The organism is Streptomyces sp. NBC_00086, from assembly GCF_026343255.1.
Lineage (GTDB): Bacteria > Actinomycetota > Actinomycetes > Streptomycetales > Streptomycetaceae > Streptomyces.
Genome location: NZ_JAPELZ010000001.1, coordinates 1769090 through 1785529, shown reverse-complemented (window position 1 = coordinate 1785529; position 16440 = coordinate 1769090). Strand labels below are relative to the sequence as shown.

General features: G+C 72.9%; 14 protein-coding genes. 10 read left to right on the top strand and 4 right to left on the bottom strand.

What is annotated here, in order from left to right; genetic code table 11:
- Positions 1 to 84 precede the first annotated feature (84 nt).
- Positions 85 to 570 (top strand): DUF6099 family protein, encoded by a 486-nt coding sequence (locus tag OG276_RS07905; protein ID WP_243331552.1) that lies wholly within the window; start codon positions 85 to 87, stop codon positions 568 to 570.
- Positions 571 to 1177: 607 nt separating this feature from the next.
- On the opposite strand, the gene OG276_RS07900 is transcribed toward OG276_RS07905, so the two are convergent.
- Positions 1178 to 1369, bottom strand: a complete 192-nt coding sequence (locus tag OG276_RS07900; RefSeq protein WP_266912599.1) for a hypothetical protein — start codon at positions 1367 to 1369, stop codon at positions 1178 to 1180.
- Between the two features lie 1177 nt (positions 1370 to 2546).
- Between OG276_RS07900 and OG276_RS07895 the strand changes: the two genes are divergently transcribed.
- Together OG276_RS07895 and mmuM are read left to right on the top strand one after the other, a co-directional pair.
- Positions 2547 to 3470: an LLM class F420-dependent oxidoreductase gene (locus OG276_RS07895; RefSeq protein ID WP_266903758.1), complete on the top strand. Its 924-nt coding sequence runs from the start codon at positions 2547 to 2549 to the stop codon at positions 3468 to 3470.
- 14 nt (positions 3471 to 3484) lie between these two features.
- A complete protein-coding gene (mmuM, locus tag OG276_RS07890; RefSeq protein ID WP_266903757.1) occupies positions 3485 to 4396 on the top strand; it encodes a homocysteine S-methyltransferase in 912 nt (303 codons plus the stop codon).
- Here the strand turns inward: mmuM and OG276_RS07885 are convergent.
- Positions 4383 to 4805, bottom strand: a complete 423-nt coding sequence (locus OG276_RS07885; RefSeq protein ID WP_266903756.1) for a hypothetical protein — start codon at positions 4803 to 4805, stop codon at positions 4383 to 4385. The genes mmuM and OG276_RS07885 overlap by 14 nt on opposite strands.
- Before the next feature lie 172 nt (positions 4806 to 4977).
- Entirely contained in the window at positions 4978 to 5223 is a 246-nt protein-coding gene (locus tag OG276_RS07880; protein WP_266903755.1) for a hypothetical protein, read from the bottom strand.
- 68 nt (positions 5224 to 5291) lie between these two features.
- Here OG276_RS07880 and OG276_RS07875 point away from each other — a divergent pair, with 68 nt between their 5' ends.
- From OG276_RS07875 to argF, 5 genes are all read left to right on the top strand, one after another.
- Positions 5292 to 6791, top strand: a complete 1500-nt coding sequence (locus OG276_RS07875; RefSeq protein ID WP_266903754.1) for a 3' terminal RNA ribose 2'-O-methyltransferase Hen1 — start codon at positions 5292 to 5294, stop codon at positions 6789 to 6791.
- Positions 6788 to 9382 (top strand): polynucleotide kinase-phosphatase, encoded by a 2595-nt coding sequence (locus tag OG276_RS07870; protein ID WP_266903753.1) that lies wholly within the window; start codon positions 6788 to 6790, stop codon positions 9380 to 9382. Before OG276_RS07875 ends, OG276_RS07870 begins: the two co-directional genes overlap by 4 nt.
- A 199-nt stretch (positions 9383 to 9581) precedes the next feature.
- Complete coding sequence (locus OG276_RS07865; protein ID WP_266903752.1) at positions 9582 to 10049, top strand: hypothetical protein; 468 nt, start codon at positions 9582 to 9584, stop codon at positions 10047 to 10049.
- Positions 10050 to 10155: 106 nt separating this feature from the next.
- Entirely contained in the window at positions 10156 to 11385 is a 1230-nt protein-coding gene (locus tag OG276_RS07860; protein ID WP_266903751.1) for an arginine deiminase, read from the top strand.
- 189 nt (positions 11386 to 11574) lie between these two features.
- Positions 11575 to 12585, top strand: a complete 1011-nt coding sequence (gene argF, locus OG276_RS07855; RefSeq protein WP_266903750.1) for an ornithine carbamoyltransferase — start codon at positions 11575 to 11577, stop codon at positions 12583 to 12585.
- A gap of 37 nt (positions 12586 to 12622) precedes the next feature.
- Here the strand turns inward: argF and OG276_RS07850 are convergent, their stop codons facing one another.
- Positions 12623 to 13042 (bottom strand): ATP-binding protein, encoded by a 420-nt coding sequence (locus OG276_RS07850; RefSeq protein ID WP_266903749.1) that lies wholly within the window; start codon positions 13040 to 13042, stop codon positions 12623 to 12625.
- A gap of 223 nt (positions 13043 to 13265) precedes the next feature.
- Here OG276_RS07850 and OG276_RS07845 point away from each other — a divergent pair, with 223 nt between their 5' ends.
- Both OG276_RS07845 and OG276_RS07840 read left to right on the top strand, forming a co-directional pair.
- Positions 13266 to 14093: an enoyl-CoA hydratase family protein gene (locus OG276_RS07845; RefSeq protein ID WP_266903748.1), complete on the top strand. Its 828-nt coding sequence runs from the start codon at positions 13266 to 13268 to the stop codon at positions 14091 to 14093.
- A gap of 19 nt (positions 14094 to 14112) precedes the next feature.
- Positions 14113 to 16437: a bifunctional salicylyl-CoA 5-hydroxylase/oxidoreductase gene (locus tag OG276_RS07840; protein WP_266912597.1), complete on the top strand. Its 2325-nt coding sequence runs from the start codon at positions 14113 to 14115 to the stop codon at positions 16435 to 16437.
- Positions 16438 to 16440 lie beyond the last annotated feature (3 nt).

Sequence of the window (16440 nt, the reverse complement as noted above, 5' to 3'; positions counted from 1 at the left end):
AATACCCCTGGCTTTACCGGCCCGTTGCCCTCACTCTGGGTAGTGGAGAGAACGGCAAGATGTCGTGCGGACGGGGGACGGCATATGGACGCGGTACGGCTCATCGCAGCCGGCCGGCACGCGCTGGCGCAGAGCGGGGCTGCTTGGGACATCGTGGGCGAGGCCTGGCAGGCGCAGGCCCTCGCGCAGGGGATAGGGAGCTGGCTGGCGGTCACCGGGCCGCCGGAGCTGAGATCGGAGGCACGGGGGCTGGGTGAAGCGGGGGGAAGAGGTTGCGGGGTGCTCGACCGGGCGGCTCTGCGCGGAGAGGGCTATGCGCCCGATCTCCCGCCCCGGGCGGCGCAGTTGACCGAGGTGACGGACGCCCGGCAGGCGTTGCTCGGGCTGCAGGCACTGCTCGGCGAAGTGGGCATAGCGCTGGTCGGGGTGGCCTGCGGGACGGACGACGAGGGTCTGTACTGGCAGTGCATAGAGTCGATAGACGCGGCCGACGAGTCGAGCGACCGGGTCCGGGCGATCCTGCGCCGGATGGCCGTGCGCGAGCGGGGATCCGCCTCCGGGGTGGCATGAGCCGGGGTGGCCTGCGGTGGGGCGGCCTGAGCCGGGGTGGCCCGAGGAGGCGTGCCCGAGCCGGGGTGGACCGAGCCGGGGTGGACCGAGCTGGGGTGGACCGAGCTGGGGTGGGCTGAGCCTGCGTGGCCCGAGGAGGCGTGCCGAGGCAGGGTGGCCCGAGGGGGCGTGCCCGAGGGGGCCTGCGCTGGGGTGGACCGAGTCGGGGTGGACTGAGTTGGCGTGGTCCGAGGAGGCGTGCCCGAGCCGGGTGGACTGAGCTGGCGTGGGCTGAACCAGCGTGGCCCGAGGCGGGTTGGCCTGACCTGGCGTGGTCCGAGGAGGCGTGCCCGAGCCGGGTGGACTGAGCTGGCGTGGCCCGAGGCGGGGTGCCCGATGCGGGTTGGCCTGAGCTGGCGTGGGCCGAGGCGGTTTGGCCTGAGCCGGGTTGGCCTGAGCTGGGGTGGCCTGAGCCGGGTTGGCCTGAGCTGGGGTGGGCCGAGCTGGGGTGGGCCGGGCCGGCGTGGCCTGGGTCGGCGTGGGCCGAGGCGGGGTGGCTCGAGCCGGGGTGCTGCGGCGTGCGGGGTGCTTCGGTGGGGTCCCGTCGCGCGCGACGGGACCCGGGCGGTCAGAAGGACCGGTAGGACGGGCGGTCTTCGCTCTCCGGGGTGCGGGCGCCCTGGGGCAGCGCGGTGCCGGGGCTGCGGTCGGTGGAGGACTGGAGGTCGGCGTCGAGCTGCGAGAGGTCGGCGTTCAGCGCCGCCATCAGCTCTTCCATCTGCTGCAGCAGGCCCTTCGGCGCGCCGCCCTGGGCGGGCACCGCGGACTCCTGGCGTGCGTGGTCGTGCGCTGCCTGCCCGGTCTGACAGTCCTGACGGGATTGCCGGTGGGTCTCCGGCGCGGACTCCTGGGACATGGCGGCCTCCTCGGCCCTGGCCCTTCCGAGAGGCGGAAGGGGGCGGTGGACGCACCGGCGAACGCCGCCGGCGCGCGGGCCGGGCGGTCCGGCTCCGTCCGAGCCAACGATCCCCATCCGGGCTGGTCACTGGCACGGCGGCGGCGGACCGTCAGGCCCGCTCAGATTCACCCGGCCGGGGTGGAGCGGGGGTGGAACCGGGGTGGAAAGGAGCAGGAGGCGGCATGGATCGGAAGGCGGGCTTCGGCCTCCCCGTGGTCGACGTGCCCGGCGGCGGCCTGCCCCGAGACCCTCCGCCCGGTGTCCGGTCAGGCGCAGGTCACTTGATCGACTTGGTAGCGCGCGGCCTGCACCACGACGGCTTCGGGGCTCCCGGGGTCAAAGGGCAGCGCACCTTTCCAGGGCTCCAGGCTCGGATAGCCGACCCGGGCGCCGGTGGCCGGCTTCGCTGGATCCGTCCGCTCCACCAGAGCCATGTCCGGTGACGCGGGTGGCCTCGCTGTCGTTGGTCGTCTCCGACCCGTCCTCAAGATGCTCCGTGTTCACGGGGATCGCGAAGTAGCCGTCCGGATCCGCGAGCTTGGGCGGAGACCGGGAGCAGGTGGCGAACACGGTCGACCCGTTGGACGTGGGTTTCTGGGGCGCTCCGTTCATGCCGTGGGCCGCCTCGCATTCTTGTACGCGTTCGGCGGTGGTGAGGTGCGGATCGGGTGGCGGAGGGCCTCCGCCACCCGTGATGAGTTCCACCAGACCCCAGACCCCAGGCCCCAGGCCCCAGGCCCCAGGCCCCAGGCCCCAGGCCGCCACGATCGCGCCGGCCGCGGCGTCGAGGGTGATCACAGCGCCCTTGGCGCTGGTCATGGACCTCTTGGTTCGGCTCCAGCGGTCTCCGCGGGGGCGGCGAAGGCTCGTCGTCCGCCGGTCCAGTGCTCATGGACAAAGCTCCACCGGTACCGGCGTGCTCCGGCCCGCTGGGTATGCCTCCGGTTCTGGTTGCGCATCCGCGGCACACGGGCCCCGATGCCCGGCTCGGTGGTGTGGACACCGGAGGCAGCCGGGTGACTCAGGGCAGGATGGGGACATGGATCTCCGTATCTTCACCGAGCCCCAGCAGGGCGCGAGCTACGACACCCTCCTGAGCGTCGCCAAGGCCACCGAAGACCTGGGCTTCGACGCCTTCTTCCGCTCGGACCACTACCTGCGCATGGGTGCGGCCGACGGTCTGCCCGGGCCCACCGACGCCTGGATCACCCTGGCGGGCCTGGCCCGCGAGACCAAGCGGATCCGGCTGGGCACGCTGATGACGGCCGGCACCTTCCGGCTCCCCGGCGTGCTCGCCATCCAGGTCGCGCAGGTCGACCAGATGTCGGGCGGTCGGATCGAACTCGGCCTGGGTGCGGGCTGGTTCGAGGAGGAGCACAAGGCGTACGGCATCCCCTTCCCGGCCGAGCGCCTCGCCCGGCTGGAGGAGCAGCTGGAGATCGTCACCGGGCTGTGGGCCACCGCGCCCGGCGCCACCTTCGACTACACGGGCGTCCACTACCAGGTGGAGAACTCCCCGGCGCTGCCCAAGCCGGCCCAGGACAAGATCCCGGTCCTGATCGGCGGCCACGGCGCGAAGCGCACCCCGCGCCTCGCCGCCCGGTACGCGGACGAGTTCAACATGCCCTTCGCCTCGATCGCGGACAGCCAGCGGCAGTTCGGCCGGGTCCGCGCGGCCGCCGAGCTCGCCGGCCGCAAGCCCGGCGACCTCGTCTACTCCAACGCCCTCGTCGTGTGCGTGGGCAAGGACGACGCCGAGGTGGCCCGGCGGGCCGCAGCCATCGGCCGCGACGTGGCGGATCTCAAGGCCAACGGCCTGGCCGGTTCCCCGGCCGAGGTCGTGGACCGGATCGGAGCCTACGAGGCGGTCGGCTCCTCCCGCCTCTACCTCCAACTGCTCGACCTCGGCGATCTGGACCACCTGGAGCTGATCTCCTCCCGGGTCCAGTCCCAGCTCGGCTGACGGGAGCGGCGACCGTGCCCCGCGCCTCCCGCCCGCTCGCCGGGGCCCTGACCGGCCCCGGCGGGCGGACCGTGCTCCTGGACGGCGGGCTGAGCAACCAGCTCGCCGACCAGGGCTGCGACCTGTCCGGCGGACTGTGGACGGGCCGGGTCCTCGCCGAACGGCCGGAGCAGGTGACGGCCGCCCACACCGCCTACGTACGGGCCGGCGCCGCGGTGCTGATCACCGCGAGCTACCAGGTGGGGTACGCCGCCTTCGCCCGGCACGGGTACGGCCCCGAACGCACCACGGCCCTGCTGCGGCGCAGCGTCCGTCTGGCCGAGGCGGCGGCCCGGGCGGCGGACCGCGCGGTGTGGGTCGCCGCGTCCGTGGGCCCGTACGGGGCGGTGCTGGCGGACGGCTCCGAGTACCGGGGCCGGTACGGGCTGAGCGTGCGCGAGCTGGCCGACTTCCACCGGCCCCGGATCGCGGCGCTGCTGGCCGAGGGCCCCGACGTCCTCGCCCTGGAGACGGTTCCGGACGCCACCGAGGCCGAGGCCCTGCTCACCGTCCTCGCGGAGACCGGCGCCCGCGCCTGGCTGAGCTACACCGTCGAGGGCGGCCGGACCCGGGCCGGCCAGTCCCTGCCCGAGGCCTTCGCCCTCGCTGCCGGGTCCCCGCAGGTCATCGCCGTCGGCGTGAACTGCTGCGACCCGGCGGAGGTCCTGCCCGCCCTGGAAGCGGCCGCCACCGTCACCGCCAAACCCCTGCTCGCCTACCCCAACGACGGCTCGGTCTGGGAGCCCGCCACCGCCACTTGGCGGGCCCCGGTCACCCCCGCCCCCTGGCCCACGGCCGCCTGGCGCCGCACCGGCGCCCGCCTCATCGGCGGCTGCTGCCGCATCGGCCCCGACCGCATCGCGGAACTGGCGGCTACGCTCCTCTGAGGTCCCAGCGCACGCCCGGCGATCCGCCGCCCGAGGCCACGAGGGCGGTCATCTCCGTTTCCACAGAAGCCAGTTCCTCCGGACGCTCCATCAGGAGCAGCTGCTCGCGGTAGTGCACCAGTGCGGTGAGGAGCAGTTGGGTCTCCCCGGGCTCCAGCGCGCCCATCCGGCGCGCCGCGGCGACGGACTCGGCGCGCAGGGCAAGCGCTATCCCGGGCCGGTGGGCGAACTCCTGACGGCTGTACGCGTACAACGCGGCCGCCAGCAGCGGCAGATAGGCCAACGGACTCACCCGGACGAGGACGCGATAGGCGGCCACCCGCTCCCGGACGGGCAGCGTGCCCGATCCGAGGAGCGCCACCCGGGCGCGCAGCACGGCGTCGTGATTGATGTTCTCCGTGGGATTCATGAGGGAGATTCTGGGAGCCGAACAAGGCCTGGAACAAGGCTGATCGGCTGTGCCGTCCGTCCTACGAAAACGGCCTCTGACCTGTCATGATGGAGACGTCATCACCCTGGGGACCCGGTGCCGGACCCGATGTCGGACCCGATGTGGGACCCCACGTCGAGGGTGGTGCGGACTAGTCCTCGCTCATCACCGCCTCGCAGCCGGGGCACACCGAGTCGGCGTACTCCGGCGGGCACCAGGCGTCCGGATGTTCGGACGGTTTCCAGTCGGCCGTTTCCATGGCGAAGGTGTCCTTGCCGCACATGGTCCGCGGGCCGCGCCCGGTACTGCTTCCCGGAGCGTGGGGGGCGGCGTGCACCCGGCGGACGGACCCCGTTCCCGGCTGGTCGAGCTCGTACACAACAACGTTGCCGCTCATGATTCGACGGTAGGCGCCCCCGGAAAATAGGGCGCGGGCAACACCGGTGACCAGCAACAATCGCTCACATGTTCCTGACGATCTCCACGACCGGCACGGCCGAGCGCCCCGCCACCGACCTGGGCTTCCTGCTGCACAAGCACCCCGGCAAGACGCAGGCGTTCTCCACCTCCCACGGCACCGCCCACGTCTTCTACCCCGAAGCCACGGACGAGCGCTGCACGGCGGGCCTGCTGCTGGAGGTGGATCCCGTCGCGCTCGTGCGGCGTGGTCAGGGCAAGGGGCAGGGCGGCACGCCGGACGCCGCGCTCGCGCAGTACGTCAACGACCGCCCCTACGCCGCCTCCTCGCTGCTGGCCGTCGCGCTGAGCGGAGTGTTCCGCAGCGCGCTGAAGGGGCAGTGCGCGGCCCGCCCCGAGCTGCCCGACGAGGTGCGCCCGCTGCGCATCGAGATCCCGGTGCTGCCCGCCCGGGGCGGCGCCGAGCTCGTGCACCGGCTGTTCGCCCCGCTCGGATGGGAGTCGGTCACGGCCACCCCGGTCGCGCTCGACGAGACCTTCCCGGAGTGGGGCGACTCCCGGTACGTGCGCCTCGTCCTGGAGGGCGAGCTGCGGCTTTCCGACGCGCTGCGCGGCCTGTACGTCCTGCTGCCCGTCCTCGACGACTCCAAGCACTACTGGATCGCCTCCGACGAGGTGGACAAGCTGCTGCGCGCCGGAGACGGCTGGCTCGCCGAACACCCGGAGAGCGGGCTGATCACCTCCCGCTACCTGGCCCGCCACAAGCGGCTGACCCAGGACGCCCTGGAGCGGCTGGAGCTGGTCCGCCTCGCCGAGGCCGACGGCAGCGAGGTGGAGGAGATCGACAACGCGGTCGACGAGACCACCGACACGGAGGAGAAGCCCGTACCGCTCGCCGTGCTGCGTCGCGAGGCGATCCTCGCCGCGCTGGGAGCGGCCGGCGCGGCCCGCGTCCTGGACCTGGGCTGCGGACAGGGCCAGTTGCTGCAGGCGCTGCTCAAGGACCCGGCGTACACCGAGATCGTGGGTGTGGACGTGTCGGTCCGGGCGCTGAACATCGCCGCGAAGCGGCTGCGGCTGGAGCGGATGGGGGAGCGGCAGAGCTCCCGCGTCCGCCTGACGCAGGGCTCGCTCGCGTACACCGACAAGCGGCTCGTGGGCTACGACGCGGCCGTGCTCAGCGAGGTCATCGAGCACCTGGACCTCGAGCGGCTGCCCGCCCTGGAGTACGCGGTCTTCGGCTCGGCCCGCCCCCGCACGGTCCTCGTGACCACGCCGAACGTCGAGTACAACGTCCGCTGGGAGACCCTGCCCGCCGGGCACGTCCGGCACGGCGACCACCGCTTCGAGTGGAACCGCGCGGAGTTCCGGGCCTGGGCCGGGGACGTCGCCTCCCGGCACGGCTACTCCGTCGCCCACCTGCCCGTCGGGGACGACGACCCCGAGGTGGGGCCGCCGACCCAGATGGCCGTCTTCACCCTGAACACCGGCACCGCCGGCAGCACCGGCACCGACACCGACACCCCGAAGGAGGGCGAGGCAGCATGACCACCGACAGCACCGACACCGCCGGCACCACGGCCGCAGGCGATACGGCCACCGGCCGCAAGCGCGTACTTCCCGTCACCGACCTGTCCCTCGTCGTCCTGATCGGGGCCACCGGCTCGGGCAAGTCCACCTTCGCCCGCACCCACTTCAAGCCCACCGAGGTCATCTCCTCCGACTACTGCCGGGGCCTGGTAGCCGACGACGAGAACGACCAGAGCGCCAGCAAGGACGCCTTCGAGGTCCTGCACTACATCGCGGGCAAGCGCCTCGCCGCCGGCCGCCTCACCGTGGTCGACGCCACCAGCGTCCAGGCCGAGTCCCGCCGGCAGCTGGTCCAGCTCGCCCGCGAGTACGACGTCCTGCCCATCGCGATCGTCCTCGACCTGCCCGAAGAGGTCTGCGCCGAGCGCAACGCGGCCCGCGCCGAGCGGGCCAAGCTGCCGCGCGCCGTCATCCAGCGCCACCGCCGCGACCTGCGGCGCTCGCTGCGCGGCCTGGAGCGCGAGGGCTTCCGCAAGGTGCACGTGCTGCGCACGCCCGAGGAGGTCGCATCGGTCGAGGTGGTCCTGGAGAAGCGCTACAACGACCTCACCCACCTCACCGGCCCCTTCGACATCATCGGCGACATCCACGGCTGTGCCTCCGAGCTGGAGACCCTGCTCGCCAAGCTCGGCTATCAGGACGGCACCCACCCCGAGGGCCGCACCGCGGTGTTCGTCGGCGACCTCGTCGACCGCGGTCCGGACAGTCCGGGCGTACTGCGCCGCGTGATGGGCATGGTCGGCTCCGGCAACGCCCTGTGCGTGCCCGGCAACCACGAGAACAAGCTCGCCCGTCACCTCAAGGGCTCCAAGGTCCAGCGGACCCACGGCCTCGCCGAAACGATCGAGCAGCTCGAACGGGAGCCGGAGGAGTTCGTCCAGGAGGTCCGCACCTTCATCCAGGGCCTGGTCAGCCACTACGTCCTCGACGGCGGCCGGCTCGTGGTCTGCCACGCAGGGCTGCCCGAGAAGTACCACGGCCGCACTTCCGGCCGGGTGCGCGCGCACGCCCTGTACGGGGAGACCACCGGCGAGACCGACGAGTTCGGGCTGCCCGTGCGCTACCCGTGGGCCGAGGACTACCGGGGCAAGGCCGTCGTGGTCTACGGCCACACGCCGGTCCCGAACACCGCCTGGATCAACAACACCATCTGCCTCGACACCGGAGCCGTCTTCGGCGGGAAGATGACCGCCCTGCGCTGGCCCGAGCGCGAACTGGTCGACGTACCGGCAGAGAAGGTCTGGTACGAGCCGGTCAAGCCGCTCGTCACCGAGGCGCCCGGCGGCCATGACGGACGTCCGCTCGACCTGGCCGACGTCCACGGCCGCCGGATCGTCGAGACCCGGCACCTGGGCAACGTCAACGTCCGCGAGGAGAACGCGGCCGCCGCCCTGGAGGTGATGAGCCGCTTCGCCGTGGACCCGCGCCTGGTCCCGTACCTCCCGCCGACCATGGCGCCGACCGCCACCTCCTCGGAGGAGGGCTACCTGGAGCACCCCGCCGAGGCCTTCGCGCAGTACCGCAAGGACGGCATCGCCCAGGTCGTCTGCGAGGAGAAGCACATGGGCTCCCGCGCCACCGTGCTGCTCTGCAAGGACGCCGGCGCGGCCCGCGAGCGGTTCGGGGTCGACGGCCCCACCGGGTCCGTCTACACCCGCACCGGACGGCCCTTCTTCAAGGACCCCGCGGTCACCGAGGAGGTCCTCGGCCGGCTCCGCTCGGCGGTCACCGACGCCGGGCTGTGGGAGGAGCTCGACACCGACTGGCTGCTCGTGGACGGCGAACTGCTGCCGTGGTCGCTGAAGTCCACCGGACTGCTGCGCAACCAGTACGCCGCCGTGGGCGCGGCTTCCAGCGCCGTGTTCCCGGAGGCCATCGCGGCCCTGGAGGCGGCCTCGGCCCGGGGCGTCGACACCGGGGAGCTCCTGGAGCGCCAGCGCGGGCGGGCCGCCGACGCGGAGAAGTTCACCGAGGCGTACCGGCGTTACTGCTGGAGCACCGACGGGCTGGACGGCGTACGGTTCGCCCCGTTCCAGCTGCTGGCGGCGGCCGGCCGCTCGCTGGCGGCCGTACCCCACGACGAGCAGCTGTTCTGGCTGGACCGGCTCGTCGCCGCCGACGAGGCCGCCGGGACCGGACTGCTGCGCCGCACCGGCCGGATCCTGGTGGACACCGCCGACGAGGCCTCGGTACGGGCGGGCACCGACTGGTGGCTGGAGCTGACGGCCGCCGGCGGGGAGGGCATGGTCGTCAAACCGCTCCAGGCGTACGCCAAGGACGGCAAGGGCCGGCTCGTGCAGCCGGGGGTGAAGGTGCGCGGACGCGAGTACCTGCGGATCATCTACGGTCCCGAGTACACGCGTCCGGACCACCTGGAGCGGCTGCGCGGACGCCACCTCGGGCACAAGCGCTCGCTCGCCCTGCGCGAGTACGCGCTCGGTCTGGAGGCCGTGGACCGGCTGGCGGCCGGGGAGCCGCTGTGGCGGGTCCACGAGGCGGTCTTCGCCGTGCTCGCGCTGGAGTCGGAGCCGGTGGACCCGCGGCTCTGACGACGCCCAGCTGGAACGCCCGGCGTCAAGGAAGGGCCCCCGTACGGCCGCGCATTAGGTCGTATGGGGGAACTTTCGCGGAGAACTCCGGGAAAACCACCGGCGGGATCGTTCATCCAGGGCAGCGGAATGTCCGCGACCCTGGAAGGACGGAACGTCACCTATGAAGATGACCGCGCGCGGAAGCATTGCGGCACTCATGACCTGTATGGCCGCGGCAGGCGCGGCCACCCCGGCCATGGCCGACGCGGTGCCGGTGGGAGTCCCCCTGGACGCGGTGCGGACCACGCTCGGCGTGGACGTCCCGCACCTGGCCACCGGAGTGCCGGTGCCGGTGGTCGGAGCACCCGAGGCGCCCCGGTTCCACAAGGGCGACATGCTGCCCACCCCGCTGCTGCCGGCGGTGCCGATCGGCACCGAGCTCGGGAACACCCTCCTCACCTCCCCGGTGCCGAACCTGGCGGGCAAGCCGGAGACGGACGGCGAGGGCTCGCTCGACGCACCCGCGACCACCGTGCGCACCCGGACCCCGGGCCTGCTCGTCGGCTCCCCGCTGACCATGCCCGACGCGTCCAACCACGGGCTGCCGAACGTGACCGCCCCCGCGCTGGGCATCATCGCCCCGGACCTCACCGGCACCCCGGAGGCCCTGCTCGGCCTGCGCTGAACCGGCGGGCCCGCACCCGCCGCCGGATCCGGCGGGACGGACCCGCTGGAGACGCCCTGGGCCGACGCCACGTCAAAAAGCCGCCCGGTCTGCGAACGTGTACGGCATGGGATTCCATGTCGATTCCGAGACCGGGCGGCTTCGCCGCGTCATCCTCCACCGGCCCGACCTGGAGCTGAAGCGGCTCACACCGAGCAACAAGGACGCGTTGCTCTTCGACGACGTGCTGTGGGTGCGCAGGGCCCGCCAGGAGCACGACGGCTTCGCCGACGTCCTGCGCGACCGGGGCGTGGAGGTCCACCTCTTCGGGGACCTGCTGGTCGAGTCCCTGGACATCCCGGAGGCGAGACATCTCGTCCTGGACCGGGTCTTCGACGAGAAGGAGTACGGTCCGCTCGCCACCGGCCACCTGCGGGCCGTCTTCGACGGACTGCCGTCGGCCGACCTGGCCGAGGCGCTGATCGGCGGGATGACCAAGCGGGAGTTCCTGGAGCGGCACGCGGAGCCGGTGTCGGTCCGCTTCCACGCCCTGGAGCTGGACGGCTTCCTGCTGGGGCCGCTGCCCAACCACCTCTTCACCCGGGACACCTCCGCCTGGATCTACGACGGGGTGTCCATCAACGCGATGCGCTGGCCGGCCCGGCAGCGCGAGACCGTGCACTTCGAGGCCATCTACAAGCACCACCCGCTCTTCACCGGTTCCGGACCCTTCCACACCTGGTCGCAGGGGCAGGCCGACTACCCGTCCACCATCGAGGGCGGCGACGTCCTGGTCATCGGCAACGGCGCCGTGCTGATCGGGATGAGCGAGCGGACCACCCCGCAGGCCGTGGAGATGCTGGCGCGCGGGCTGTTCGCCGCCGGGTCGGCGACGACGATCGTGGCGCTCGACATGCCGAAGCGGCGGGCGTTCATGCACCTGGACACGGTGATGACGATGGTCGACGCGGACACGTTCACCCAGTACGCGGGCCTGGGCATGCTGCGCTCCTACACGATCGAGCCGGGCGGCGGTGCGAGCGAGCTGAAGGTCACCGACCACCCGCCCGAGCACATGCACCGGGCCATCGCCGCCGCGCTCGGGCTGGACGCGATCCGGGTGCTCACGGCCACCCAGGACGTGCACGCGGCGGAGCGCGAGCAGTGGGACGACGGCTGCAACGTGCTCGCCGTGGAGCCGGGCGTGGTCGTCGCGTACGAGCGGAACGTCACGACCAACACCCACCTGCGCAAGCAGGGCATCGAGGTGATCGAGATCCCGGGCAGCGAGCTGGGGCGGGGGCGGGGCGGGCCGCGCTGCATGAGCTGTCCGGTGGAGCGGGACGCGGTGGCCTAGCCGACAGGGGGCGGAGGCGGGGGCGGGGCAGGGCAGGGGAGGCGGTGGAGGGGAAGCCGGGCAGGGGAGGCGGGGCAGGAAGGGCAGGGACGCCGGGGCCCGGGTCCGTACACGAAGGCTCTGTATATCAATGCAGGCCGTCGTATAGACTTCCAGCATCCCCTGTCACCGTGACTCTGGAGCGCCCCCATGGCCACCGATCTTGTCGGCCGCAGTTTCCTCAAGGAGCTCGACTTCACCGCCGCCGAGTTCCGCGGCCTGGTCGAGCTCGCCGCCGAACTCAAGGCGGCCAAGAAGGCCGGGACCGAGCGGCGCCGTCTCCAGGGCAAGAACATCGCCCTGATCTTCGAGAAGACCTCCACGCGCACCCGCTGCGCCTTCGAGGTCGCCGCCGCCGACCAGGGCGCCCACACCACGTACCTCGACCCCTCCGGCTCCCAGATGGGCCACAAGGAATCGGTCAAGGACACCGCGCGGGTGCTGGGCCGGATGTTCGACGGCATCCAGTACCGGGGCGACGCGCAGGACGCCGTGGAGCAGCTCGCCGCCCACGCCGGCGTGCCCGTCTTCAACGGCCTCACCGACGACTGGCACCCCACCCAGATGCTGGCCGACGTGCTCACGATGACCGAGCACTGCACCAAGCCGCTGGAGCGGATCGCCTTCGCCTACCTCGGCGACGCCCGCTTCAACATGGGCAACTCCTACCTGGTGACCGGCGCGCTGCTGGGCATGGACGTACGGATCGTCGCGCCGGAGCGCTACTGGCCGGCCGCGCCCGTGGTGGCCGCGGCGCGCGAGCTGGCGGTCGTCAGCGGCGCCCGGATCACGCTCACCGAGGACCTCGCGGAGGGCGTCGGGCAGGCCGACTTCGTGGTGACCGACATCTGGGTGTCCATGGGGGAGCCCAAGGAGGTCTGGGACGAGCGGATCGAGGCGCTGAGCCCGTACGCCGTCACCATGGACGTGCTGCGCGCCACCGGGAACCCGGACGTGAAGTTCATGCACTGCCTGCCGGCGTTCCACGATCTCGGCACCAAGGTGGGCCGGGAGATCCACGAGCGGCACGGGCTGGAGTCGCTGGAGGTGACGGACGAGGTCTTCGAGTCCGCGCACTCCGTCGTCTTCGACGAGGCCGAGAACCGGCTGCACACCATCAAGGCCGTGCTCGTCGCGACCCTGGGGGAGCCGGCCGCATAGTCATGCGCCGGGTCCGGAAGGCGGGCGGGCCCGCGGGCTAGATGGCCGGCCGGGACGGCAGCGTGAACCACACGGCCTTGCCGTGCGCGGTGGGGCGGTGGCCGCAGTCCGAGCTCAGGGTCCGGATCAGCAGCAGGCCGCGGCCGTGCTCCTGCCAGGGGTCGGGATGGGCGTCGTGGGGGCTGGGGGCGGTCAGGTCGGCGGGGGGCTGCGGATCCCCGTCGTGGACCTCGACCTGGCAGCCGTTCGCCAGCAGTTCCACGACGAGCTCGATCGGTGCGTCGCCGGGGGTGTGTTCCACGGCGTTGGCGACCAGTTCGGCGGTGAGCAGTTCGGCCGTGTCGCTGTCGGCGGGTGCGTCGATGTCGGCGAGGGCCGTACGGACGAGGGCGCGGGCGATCGGTACGGCCGCTGTCGTGTGGGGCAGGGCTATCCGCCAGGCGGAGGCATCGGACAAGGAGGACCGTCCGTTCCGTGGGGTCGTAGGGGCGGGGGGAAATCCTGTTTTCAACGATACGAAGTGGAAATGTCCTGCCGTAGGGCACCCCGACGTGATCGCAAGGGACGTCGGGCACACCCGGTCGGGACGTTCGGTGCGTGTGGCGTCCGGCCGCCGGCACGGACCCATGGTTATCGCGCTTCCCTGACGACAGTCATGGACCGGTGATACCTTCGGGAGGGTGAGTCCCTTCCTCGGTTCCACACCCGCGACCGAACGCTGGAAACACCTCCGGGTGGACCGGCGGGACGGCGTCGCCACCGTCACCCTCGACCGCCCCGAGAAGCTCAACGCGCTCACCTTCGGCGCCTACGCCGACCTGCGCGACCTGCTCGCCGAACTGTCCAGGGAGCGGTCCGTACGCGCCCTCGTGCTCGGCGGCGAAGGGCGCGGCTTCTGCTCCGGAGGTGACGTCGACGAGATCATCGGCGCCACCCTCGCGATGGACACCGCGCAGCTCCTCGACTTCAACCGGATGACCGGACAGGTCGTCCGCGCCCTGCGCGAATGCCCCTTCCCGGTCATCGCCGCCGTCCACGGGATCGCCGCCGGCGCCGGGGCCGTCATCGCGCTCGCCGCCGACTTCCGGATCGCCGACCCCACCGCCCGCTTCGCCTTCCTCTTCACCCGCGTCGGCCTCTCCGGCGGGGACATGGGCGCCGCGTACCTGCTGCCCCGCGTCGTCGGGCTCGGCCACGCCACCCGGCTGCTGATGCTGGGGGAGCAGGTCAGGGCCCCGGAGGCCGAGCGGATCGGGCTGCTCAGCGAGGTCACCGAGGAGGGCAAGGCCTCCGTGCGCGCGGCGGAGCTCGCCGCGCACCTCGCCGCCGGCCCGGCCCTCGCGTACGCGCAGACCAAGGCGCTGCTGACCGCCGAGCTGGACATGCCGCTCGCCGCCTCGGTGGAACTCGACGCGAACACCCAGGCGCTGCTGATGAACGGCGAGGACTACCGGGAGTTCCACGCGGCCTTCACCGGGAAGCGGCCGCCCCAGTGGAAGGGCCGGTAGTTCGATGAGCACCGGTTCGATGAGCGCCGGCGCGATGAGCACCGGCCGGACACCCGCCGCCCTGCGGGTCGCGGTGGTCGGCGGGGGCCCGGGCGGGCTGTACGCCGCCGCACTGCTGGCCCGGCAGGGGCACGCGGTGGACGTGTGGGAGAAGAACGCCCCCGACGACACCTTCGGCTTCGGGGTGGTCCTCTCCGACGAGACCCTCGGCGGCATCGAAGCGGCCGACGCCGCGGTCTACGCGGCCCTGAGCGCCGAGTTCGTCCGCTGGGACGACATCGACATCGTGCACCGGGGCCGGCTGCTGACCTCCGGCGGCCACGGGTTCGCCGCGCTCGGGCGCCGCCGCCTCCTGGAGATCCTGCACGAGCGCTGCGCGGCCCTCGGGGTCCGGCTCCGCTTCCGCACCCGGGCGCCCGAACCGGAGGCGCTCGCAGCCGCGTACGACCTGGTGGTCGCCGCCGACGGGGTGCACAGCCCGACCCGGGAGGCCGCGGCCGAGCACTACGGGCCCACGCTGACGGGCGGGCGGTGCCGCTACATCTGGCTGGCCGCCGACTTCCCCTTCGAGTCCTTCCGCTTCGAGATCGCGGAGACCGAGCACGGGGTGATGCAGCTGCACGCGTACCCGTACGCGACGGACTCCTCGACCGTGATCGTCGAGATGCGCGAGGAGGTCTGGCGCGGCGCGGGCTTCGACCTCTGCGACGAGGCGGAATCGGCGGCGCGCTGCGCGAAGATCTTCGGCGAGGCCCTGCGGGGACGAGCGCTGCGCGGCAACGGCTCCGCGTGGACGCAGTTCCGTACGGTGGTCAACGCGCGCTGGTCGCACGGCAACACGGTGCTGATCGGCGATGCCGCGCACACCGCGCACTTCTCGATCGGCTCCGGCACCAAACTGGCGGTGGAGGACGCGCTCGCACTGGCGCGGGCGGTGGAGAGCGAGGCGGACGTCCCGGCCGCGCTGGCCGCCTACGAGGCCGCGCGGCGGCCGGCGGTGGCCTCCACCCAGCGGGCGGCGGCCGCCAGCATGCGGTGGTTCGAGGAACTCGCCGGGTACGTGGAGCAGCCCGCCCGGCAGTTCGCCTTCAACCTCCTCACCCGCAGCCTGCGCGTCACCCACGGCAACCTGCGGCTGCGCGATCCGCGGTTCACGGGCGCGGTGGAGCGTGACTTCGGCTGCCCGGAGGCTCCTGAGGACGGCCCGGACGGGGCGGGAACCCCGCCCATGTTCACGCCGTTCACCCTGCGGGGGCTGACCCTGCGCAACCGGGTCGTGGTGTCCCCGATGGACATGTATGCGGCAGGTGCAGGGGCCTCGGCTCCGGCCGGCGAAGGAGTGCCCGGCGACTTCCACCTGGTGCACCTCGGTGCGCGGGCGCTGGGCGGGGCCGCGCTGGTGATGACCGAGATGGTCTGCGTCAGCGCCGAGGGCCGGATCACCCCTGGCTGCACGGGCCTGTACACCGCCGGGCAGGCGGCCGCCTGGGCGCGGATCGCCGACTTCGTGCACACCTCGGCGCCCGGCACCGCGCTGGGCGTCCAGCTCGGCCACTCCGGCCGCAAGGGCTCGACCCGGGTGATGTGGGAGGGCATGGACGCCCCGCTGCCCGAGGGGAACTGGCCCCTGATGGCCGCCTCCGCACTGCCCTACCGCCCAGGAATCTCGGCCGTGCCCCGGGCCATGGGCGCCGCAGACCTGGCCGCCGTCCGGGCCGAGTTCGCGGCCGCCGCCGTGCGGGCCGCGAGCAGCGGCTTCGACCTGCTGGAACTGCACTGCGCGCACGGCTACCTGCTCTCCGGGTTCCTCTCCCCGCTGACCAACCACCGCACCGACGCCTACGGCGGTCCGCTGGAGAACCGGCTCCGCTTCCCGCTGGAGGTCTTCGACGCGGTCCGCGCCGTCTGGCCCGCGGACCGGCCGATGACGGTCCGCCTCTCGGCCACCGACTGGGCGCCCGGCGGCACCTCGCCCGAGGAGGCGGTGGCCATCGCCGGAGCCTTCGCGGCCCACGGCGCCGACGCCATCGACGTCTCGACGGGCCAGGTGGTGGCGGAGGAGACCCCCGAGTACGGACGCGCGTACCAGACCCCGTACGCCGACCGGATCCGCAACGCCCTGAACGTCCCGGTGATCGCGGTCGGGGCGATCTCCTCCTGGGACGACGTCAACTCCCTGCTGCTGGCGGGCCGGGCCGACCTCTGCGCACTCGGCCGCCCCCACCTCTACGACCCGCACTGGACCCTGCACGCGGCCGCCGACCAGTCCTACACCGGCCCCGCCGCGCCCTGGCCCGCCCCCTACCGCGCCGGCAGCCGCAAGCCGCCGACGGGGCGGGGGTAGCCC

Bases quoted from the DNA above. Each gene is read 5' to 3' on its own strand.
- OG276_RS07870 (WP_266903753.1), top strand. From the start codon at position 6,788: ATGACCACCGACAGCACCGACACCGCCGGCACCACGGCCGCAGGCGAT.
- OG276_RS07905 (WP_243331552.1), top strand. From the start codon at position 85: ATGGACGCGGTACGGCTCATCGCAGCCGGCCGGCACGCGCTGGCGCAG.
- OG276_RS07865 (WP_266903752.1), top strand. From the start codon at position 9,582: ATGACCTGTATGGCCGCGGCAGGCGCGGCCACCCCGGCCATGGCCGAC.
- OG276_RS07880 (WP_266903755.1), bottom strand. From the start codon at position 5,223: ATGAGCGGCAACGTTGTTGTGTACGAGCTCGACCAGCCGGGAACGGGG.
- OG276_RS07840 (WP_266912597.1), top strand. From the start codon at position 14,113: ATGAGCGCCGGCGCGATGAGCACCGGCCGGACACCCGCCGCCCTGCGG.
- argF (WP_266903750.1), top strand. From the start codon at position 11,575: ATGGCCACCGATCTTGTCGGCCGCAGTTTCCTCAAGGAGCTCGACTTC.
- OG276_RS07885 (WP_266903756.1), bottom strand. From the start codon at position 4,805: ATGAATCCCACGGAGAACATCAATCACGACGCCGTGCTGCGCGCCCGG.
- OG276_RS07860 (WP_266903751.1), top strand. From the start codon at position 10,156: ATGGGATTCCATGTCGATTCCGAGACCGGGCGGCTTCGCCGCGTCATC.
- OG276_RS07895 (WP_266903758.1), top strand. From the start codon at position 2,547: ATGGATCTCCGTATCTTCACCGAGCCCCAGCAGGGCGCGAGCTACGAC.
- OG276_RS07875 (WP_266903754.1), top strand. From the start codon at position 5,292: ATGTTCCTGACGATCTCCACGACCGGCACGGCCGAGCGCCCCGCCACC.